Origin of the sequence: Pelagerythrobacter marinus (assembly GCF_009827515.1) — a bacterium.
Taxonomy (GTDB): domain Bacteria; phylum Pseudomonadota; class Alphaproteobacteria; order Sphingomonadales; family Sphingomonadaceae; genus Pelagerythrobacter; species Pelagerythrobacter marinus.
Map to the genome: position 1 here is coordinate 1 of NZ_WTYO01000014.1, position 7,107 is coordinate 7,107.

At 54.9% G+C, this 7,107-nt stretch carries 9 protein-coding genes; 2 read left to right on the top strand and 7 right to left on the bottom strand.

The features are described from left to right. From GRI72_RS14395 to GRI72_RS14405, 3 genes are all read right to left on the bottom strand, one after another. A partial coding sequence (locus tag GRI72_RS14395; RefSeq protein WP_160734595.1) for a hypothetical protein occupies positions 1-223 on the bottom strand: 223 nt, incomplete at its 3' end. Between the two features lie 240 nt (positions 224-463). Further along, on the bottom strand, positions 464-1,006 hold the full coding sequence (locus GRI72_RS14400; protein WP_160733641.1) for a recombinase family protein: 543 nt from the start codon (positions 1,004-1,006) through the stop codon (positions 464-466). Between the two features lie 203 nt (positions 1,007-1,209). Next, the gene (locus GRI72_RS14405) at positions 1,210-1,776 is read right to left on the bottom strand and encodes a hypothetical protein (protein ID WP_160734596.1); all 567 of its coding nucleotides are present in this window, start codon (positions 1,774-1,776) and stop codon (positions 1,210-1,212) included. A 182-nt stretch (positions 1,777-1,958) separates the two neighbouring features. Here GRI72_RS14405 and GRI72_RS15040 point away from each other — a divergent pair, with 182 nt between their 5' ends. Beyond that, complete coding sequence (locus tag GRI72_RS15040) at positions 1,959-2,282, top strand: DUF6626 family protein (RefSeq protein ID WP_419880251.1); 324 nt, start codon at positions 1,959-1,961, stop codon at positions 2,280-2,282. Positions 2,283-2,889: 607 nt separating this feature from the next. Here the strand turns inward: GRI72_RS15040 and GRI72_RS14410 are convergent. The 3 genes from GRI72_RS14410 to GRI72_RS14420 form a co-directional block, all read right to left on the bottom strand. Next, positions 2,890-3,897 (bottom strand): hypothetical protein, encoded by a 1,008-nt coding sequence (locus GRI72_RS14410; protein WP_160734597.1) that lies wholly within the window; start codon positions 3,895-3,897, stop codon positions 2,890-2,892. Between the two features lie 136 nt (positions 3,898-4,033). Continuing rightward, positions 4,034-4,750, bottom strand: coding sequence for a GIY-YIG nuclease family protein (locus tag GRI72_RS14415; RefSeq protein ID WP_160734598.1), 717 nt, complete (start codon positions 4,748-4,750; stop codon positions 4,034-4,036). A 51-nt stretch (positions 4,751-4,801) separates the two neighbouring features. Continuing rightward, positions 4,802-5,947, bottom strand: coding sequence for a DNA cytosine methyltransferase (locus GRI72_RS14420; protein ID WP_160734599.1), 1,146 nt, complete (start codon positions 5,945-5,947; stop codon positions 4,802-4,804). Positions 5,948-5,999: 52 nt separating this feature from the next. On the opposite strand from GRI72_RS14420, the gene GRI72_RS14425 reads away from it, so the two are divergent. Next, positions 6,000-6,713 (top strand): hypothetical protein, encoded by a 714-nt coding sequence (locus tag GRI72_RS14425; protein WP_160734600.1) that lies wholly within the window; start codon positions 6,000-6,002, stop codon positions 6,711-6,713. 29 nt (positions 6,714-6,742) lie between these two features. Here the strand turns inward: GRI72_RS14425 and GRI72_RS14430 are convergent. Continuing rightward, the coding region (locus GRI72_RS14430; RefSeq protein ID WP_160733254.1) for an integrase core domain-containing protein at positions 6,743-7,107 on the bottom strand (365 nt) is incomplete at its 5' end.

The following is a 7,107-nucleotide window of genomic DNA, read 5'->3' on the forward strand; positions in this document are numbered from 1 at the left end:
TGGCGCACCCGACAGGAGCGGACAAGGCAGCATCACCGTTCCACAAAGCCTCGGCCAACGCTTGCCGCGCTTCGCGTGAGCGTGCTGGCAGGCTGGCGATGACGGCTGCGACCCAACGTTGGTCATCGTCATTGTGACCATCGGTGACATCGGCAGAAGCGGTTTCGGCCATGGTAGTGATGACGATGGTATCGGCGTGGTCGGCAACGGTCGGTTCGGTCATCCACCGAGCGTGCCACAGTTCGTCTTTCCGTCAACGATATCGGGTCGCTGCGCGCGGATGACGGGCGACCGTGCAGATTAATAATGCGCGCGCCATGGGCGAGAGCTTATTGTCGATTCGAAAGCCCACGCCGACGCGAGCGTGGTCACGTTCCAGAGAGTTCGTGGATTGACATTGTAAGGTTTCACCCGTGGGGCGATGATGGTGCTGGGATGGCTGTAGAGCCATTCTGAGGGGGCTTCAGGCTGCCAGTGCTCGATAGACGCTGGCTCGACCGATGTTCATCTCACGGGCGATTGCAGAGGCTCCCATGCCTTGTTGGTGGAGGGTCTTTACCTCGTCGGGGTCGATGGTCGCTGGACGGCCTTTATAGCGCCCTTCGGCTTTGGCCTTCGCGATGCCTTCCATCTGTCGTTCGCGACGGATGTCGTTCTCGAACTGGGCAACCGCACCGAGGATGCTCAACATCAGCTTGCCCGTCGAGGTGTCGGTATCGACGCCACTTTGGTTGATGCAGCGGAACTCGACACCCTTGCTGGTCAGCGTTTCGATGATGCGGTGCAGGTCACCAACCGACCTTGCCAACCTGTCGAGCCTCGTGACGATGAGCGTGTCGCCTTCCCGAACGAAGTCGAGTGCATTCGCGAGTTCAATGCGGTCCTTGGCAGAACGACCCGACATCTTCTCGGCGAAGACCTTTTCGCATCCAGCTTGGGACAAAGCTTCGTTCTGGATGTCGAGCGACTGTCCCGACGAACTCACCCGTGCGTATCCGACCAGCATCCGCGTCTCCTGTCTCGTATGGCTCTAGGCCACGACATCGCAGATGTTTCGAATCTGTCAGCAAATCATTTGGGACGCCGAAACTGTCTCACACCAATGTCCCGCTCGAGCTTACCTCAATGAGATGGGTGCTGATTCACGGAGGGTGTAAAAAGGGGCTGTGGAGCGAAGCCCCACAGCCCAATAGCGTAGACCACCACGTGCTACGCTGTAATTTCAGCGAACAGGTGTTCGCGTTCGACTTTCGTCAAATGGGCCGCCTTCAACGCTGCAAGCAGAACATCGTAGGTCTTCGTGCGAGCGAAGGACTTACCCTGAACCGCCTCAGGGAGAGGCATGAGACGAATCCATGAAAGAGAGTTCGGGGTCTTGTCAGCAATTGCCACGAAATCTCTAACCGCCTGAGCAAGCTCTGCTGGCGCGGCATGAGTGCTGCCGCGGTCATGACTGCTGCCGAGGGCGTAGTCGGTAGCTACCCCGAGCGCACCAATGGCGCGCTCAGAATCGCTTCCGCTGATGTTTTTCCGCACGGCGTCATAATCTGGGATGCTTTTCATCTGATGGCCGACGAATTTCGAAAATCCGATGATGTAACCATCTCCGTTTGTGCGCGGAAAGGCGATGAAGGAACGAGTATGGGAAAAGGCGTTCTGAACCACCTTCTGCTGCTTCGGCGAAAGGCTATCGTAGTGGGTTCTGATAAGGTCATCGAAAAGTAAGGTTGCAGCGTAAAGCTCATCGAGCGTGCTTATGAGTTTCGGGTTCGACATGGATTCTTTCCTATTGAGATGCGGTGGCCTAAATCCAATGCATCCAACAGCCCGCCCTGTCAAGTGAGATGCATTGAAATAATTTGACTCACCCAATCCGAACGGCGTTCGTCCAATCCGCATATTAAATCCGCACATTTCTCCCTGACCGCTGACCTAAATACAGCAGGAGGTGAGAGAAAATGAACACACTCACAGATATCTACGAGGTCCTGAAAGCGGACGGATGGGTAACATCGCAAAGCGATTTCAGCCTCAACTGGCTAGGGCGCTCAGCCCACTACATGGCGCAGACGGGTGGCAACCCAGAGAAATGCTCTCTGACGTCTCTGAAGCTTCTCGCGAGCAGATTGGAACTCGCGACGATGCAGGCGAAAAACCATTCGTCACGCGCGTCATATCGAAGGATTCGAAGCGCGTTTGTGGCGGCGACTACCATTCACAATGGAGTCTACGAACTCAGGCATGTGCCGCCATATTATCGCGTTACTGCGTTATTCGATTAATGCACGACCAACCCCGCGATGGTATACTCGTAGGACAACATAGCTCGACCGATAGATGCGCGATTACAGCGTCGGAAACTACGGACTTTGTAGGTGCTCAGTGTAACAACTGACCGCCGTGTCTGGGACCGAACCGCAGAGCAGCGACTGGATGGCAGGTGCCAGAATAAACATAGCCTGCAAAAGACGGTGGCACTGTGTCCTCAATCCAGAGGGTTCTCACAACCACCGACCTTGCGCTTGTCGTCGTCAGGCGGGCGCAAGAGGCTTCCGCAAAAGCGGATAACCGTCGGGCGAGTTTTCGCCGAATGAGGGCAGTAACGAAGGGTCACGGGCGACCACCTTCCAGCTATAAACGCTGACGCTGCTGAACGACACCACAAGCCGATATGGTGATAAATCTCATTCCCCCTCTCTCAAGCATATCATGGCCATAGGGTCGTCCGTTTGGGAGAGGGGGGATTAGAGCTATCGCTCTCTCTTACGAGACCACGCCTCCTTGGTGATGAGACTAGAAATGTCCGATTCGATATCTCGTCGACGAGGATGAGTGAGCAACTTGTTGCGAACGAGCCGAAGTCGATAGGATGAACGCGCAGCGTTCTCCTCAAACTACGTGGTCGAGTTCATCCACATCGAATCCAAATTGGAAATCGAGCAGGTCACCAAAAATCAGGTTGTGCACTGAATCCCAACGTGATGGCTTCCTTGTCTCTCGTCCCTCGATGATAACCCCGTGCTCCCGAAGATAAGACTCAATCCACTCGCGCGTGGGTCGCGAAGGACGGCGATTTCGAGATTTAAACAACCCTTCGAGTTTCCAGCCCGCAGTTCCGCGAACTAGATGCACAACGGTGCGGTGCTCGGCGCGGGACGCGACCGCAAAAGCATTTCCCTGCCTCTCGTCGAGAAAGGAGCAAGTGTAATTCCGAAGGCAATTCCTGAACTCTCGCGCTACCGAGAACAGTTCCTCACCAGTCCGAATGGGTTGGTAAAAGTCAGATGCAGGGACTGGATGCGGAGGTGCAATTGCCCGACGAGCCGCCTTTTGAAACACCGACGAGAGTGAGCTTTGCGTTTTAACATCGCGAAGGCAATCAGCGAGCCAGTCAGCATCGACTCCGTTCTCGACGAGCACATGAAATGCCGTTGAGACATCTTTGGCATCCGCACTCCCTGACACGGCCTGAATAAGGCTAGGGCTACATGCCTCAGGCGGCAATGCCTCGATGACCAGAAGGGCATCGAGGTCGAGACGAGGGACCTGTGCGATACACCTTGTGATGTAGCTCTCGCCACAAGATAGCAGTTCGACGAGAAGGGTATAGAAACGCTCAGGGTGCACGACTGCACCTGCCCGACGCAGCGCGGGCCGTAGGCCGACGGGCACGTTCTGAAAGGCCGCAGAAAGAATCTCCCCATGCCGCGAACGAAGGAGAAACTCAGCAACGAGGCTCGCGTTGCATTCGCGTGGTGGCCTCGCGTTCAGATAGGCCGCGACAACGTGCTGCCGTTCGGAACTTGCGCGAAAAAATTCGCCACAAAACGACATGTGACGGTCGAGTTCAATTGCGTAGTTGATGACCCAAGGGGAATGGGAAGTAATGATGGGCAATGAAAGTCTCCTTATCTGGATAAGGGGACCTTCCCAAGATTTGGTGCTTCGTTTTGCATCCACCAATTATAACATGACCCACTCAATCTGGCGAGTTTAAGGGCTCGATTTAGAATCCTTAGGTGGGCCAGCAAAACTAGTCATTAGCTTCTTCGGGAACCGCGACTTCACCTCCCATCGCAATGAAGCGTTGTTCGGAGAGCCACGCTAAACGTTTGGCTTGGGTGAGTAACACTCGGCGAAGACCATTCTGAACCTTGCGTTCAGATATAACTTGAGCAAGGCGAGAGATAATCAAGGCCCGACGAGCTATCCGAAAATCAGGATGGTTTCGAAGCTCAAATACTCGACTTGAGACGATGCAGCCGCGGAAGCTGGGTATGTCTTCTAATGCGATGGAAGACGCGACCTCGGGCGGATTCTTCTCATTGAGGATTGCTCCGAATTTGCTCTTTGCGATAGCACTTTCGTAGACTGCCCGTTCAAGGCCATCGAGAGCAGCTTTAGCTTCCTTGTCTTTGGCCTTGCGCCCCTCAAACTGAGGTAAAGGATAAACCTCAATCTCGTATACTTCGAACGGGTCTAGAACAGACATAGCGACAGCATCGGTCCGCTGATTAGTGAGATGGCGTCGGATTCTGGTCCTGACCTTTTCATTGGTCTGGCCGACGTAAATCGGCTCTCCATCGTAGTCGTAAAAGGCATAGACACCCCATTGGAAGTTTCCGATGGGCATCTCTTCCTGTGTGAGCACATTTAAGAACGGCGTATTGAGAAGCTCGGTGAGTTTGGCTCTCAAATCGGCGGTATCGATAGGCGGTTTATTCGTAGAGACGGATGAATGTTTTGCCATAGCCGCGGACCCTCCTGATTGCCGCGACTGGAGAATTTATTGTCTCATGAGTCAACCAGTTGCGCGCAACACTCCCCGAGCCAGCACCGAATTTAGAATGCCCTTGGCGATGAAGCTCACCACTGGAGCAACAACGCCGTCACCCATAAGATGATAAGCCTGATTGTAGTTCGCTGGAAGGATATAGGTGTCTGCGAGCCCCATAAGGCGCGCAGCTTCGCGCGGGGAGAGCAATCGGCTTCGCACGCGACCTCGGTCTACCACAATGACTGTTTGGCGAGACGAACCGCCCGAAGGGGTCCGCAGGCATCCTGCTACCGAATCGAAACGCACCTCAGCGCGCTGGATGCCATTTCGTGTTCGCCGATAAAGTGAGCCCGCCTCCAAGGTGCCCAGTTCACGTGTCCTAAGCTCGACCTCTCGAACTTTCGAGAGATTGCGTTCGGTCATCATGTTTAAAAGATTTCTTGTCTCTTCGCGAGAGTGCCACGAAACCCCTTTGGGTTCGGCTTCTAAGAGGTCCGCGAAATCAATATTACGGCCTCTAGGCAAATTTACGCTCCACCAGACGAGCTTCTCTTGCGTGCCCGACGGTAGCGACCCAAGTGCCTGACGCATCGCCTGCGGATGCATTTCGTCGTTTGGCCCTTCAGCACGAAGCGAAGAGGGAATTGGAAGGTCGTTTCGTATCCCAACGACAAACAACCTAGGACGCGATTGCGGAACGAAATGCGCTGCGTCGATTACCATCGCGCCTACGCGGTATCCCGAGCCTACAAACGCTGAAACAATACTGCGAAAATCCTCGCCACCATTTGAGGTCAGTGTCCCGCAGACATTCTCTAAAACAATTGAGCGGGGCGCGCGGCCTTCGACACGTAGGAGACGAATGAGATTCCAAAACGTCCAGAAGGTGCCAGAGCGAGTTCCAGCTAGACCCGACCCTCCGCCTGCCAAAGAAAGGTCCTGACACGGGAACGAAGCCCAAGCGAGGTCAGCGCACCCTTCGAGGTTTTCTGTTCTTACAGCGGCAATGTCACCGACCAAAAGGCTCTCTTCGTCGCCCCAGTTTGCTCTGTAGCTGTCCGCTTTCTTCGCGTCGAAGTCGTTTGCAAACAGGCACTCCCATTCTTCCCCAAGGCCAGCGCGAGCCATGCCCCCACCAGCGAAGAACTCATAAAATGTGCGCTTGTTCATGAGTGGTCCTCGCTTTTGGCACCATGCGCCGAACACGTTTTGTTCCCCTGATATGAATCATAAAAATCGGTTGCACAACCGCATACTGGGAATTGGACACAACGCGGGTTTGCAGCAATCATGTCAACAGTTGCTGGAACAGCATCACCATGAGGCAAAAACGGATGAGACCTTGGCAAAGAAGCGCCCGCAGACATCGGAACTGAACCTGCACATGCCAACTTTCTATCCGACCGTCCGCTCAGGAACGGTGGTGCGACCAATGTCACCTGTTGGAAGTTATTGGCGCTCATCTCTTCTGACGGAATACGCATCTTTCGTAGTTCGCGACGACCTAATCTTCACGGCATGCCACTTCGACAAGGACGCCCACGAGGGTGATTATTACACAGAGTATGATGACCTTACGCCTGAGGAAGTTCGGCTCTTGGGTGCGATGCAGGTCTCCACGGGTCTCCATCGAGGTTTCATGGCGCAGTATCCCGAAACAGCCTCGCTGCGGCTCGAAACAAAACAGTCTTTGGATGATAAAGATGTTCTCGCCGAGGTAGAGGCGCAACTGCGCGATGCGTTGGCAAAATCTGTCATGCAGCCGCTCTCTGCTACACCTCTCCCGCCTAGCCGTTATACACATTTTCACTGGCCCAACCCCTCTAAGGTTCAAGAGAGGCTCTTCGCCGCTATCAACCCGTTCGACACCTTGATGATAAGGGGGCTGGCGACTCTCTTGAAGGCTGGGATGCTACATATGCATTTGGCCTTTTGACGTGACCCCCAGCTTTCCCCCAGCTGGGATTAGAGCCGGGCGGTTGTTTCGCGCATGAGCGCGGTTGAAGCAATGGGCTGCGTAGCGGAGCCCGTAGGGCGTAGTGAAGCAGGCCATTGCTTATCCAGTTCGGCGGCGAACGCCGCCGGTGTTGCGTAGCCAAGCGATGAGTGCGGTCGCTCCCGGTTGTAATCGTCCACCCAGGCGGCGATCTCGACACGGGCATGGGCCATGCTCAAGAACAGCGTCTCGTTGAGCAGTTCGTCCCGCATGCGACCGTTGAAGCTCTCGACATAGCCATTCTGCATCGGCCTTCCGGGCGCGATATAATGCCACTCGACGCCGATCTCGCCGCACCATGCCAGCACGGCGTTGCTGGTGAGCTCGGTTCCGT

Excerpts from the sequence above, each read along its gene's own strand:
- GRI72_RS14400 (WP_160733641.1), bottom strand. The coding sequence starts at position 1,006 with ATGCTGGTCGGATACGCACGGGTGAGTTCGTCGGGACAGTCGCTCGAC.
- GRI72_RS14405 (WP_160734596.1), bottom strand. The coding sequence starts at position 1,776 with ATGTCGAACCCGAAACTCATAAGCACGCTCGATGAGCTTTACGCTGCA.
- GRI72_RS15040 (WP_419880251.1), top strand. The coding sequence starts at position 1,959 with ATGAACACACTCACAGATATCTACGAGGTCCTGAAAGCGGACGGATGG.
- GRI72_RS14415 (WP_160734598.1), bottom strand. The coding sequence starts at position 4,750 with ATGGCAAAACATTCATCCGTCTCTACGAATAAACCGCCTATCGATACC.
- GRI72_RS14420 (WP_160734599.1), bottom strand. The coding sequence starts at position 5,947 with ATGAACAAGCGCACATTTTATGAGTTCTTCGCTGGTGGGGGCATGGCT.
- GRI72_RS14425 (WP_160734600.1), top strand. The coding sequence starts at position 6,000 with ATGAATCATAAAAATCGGTTGCACAACCGCATACTGGGAATTGGACAC.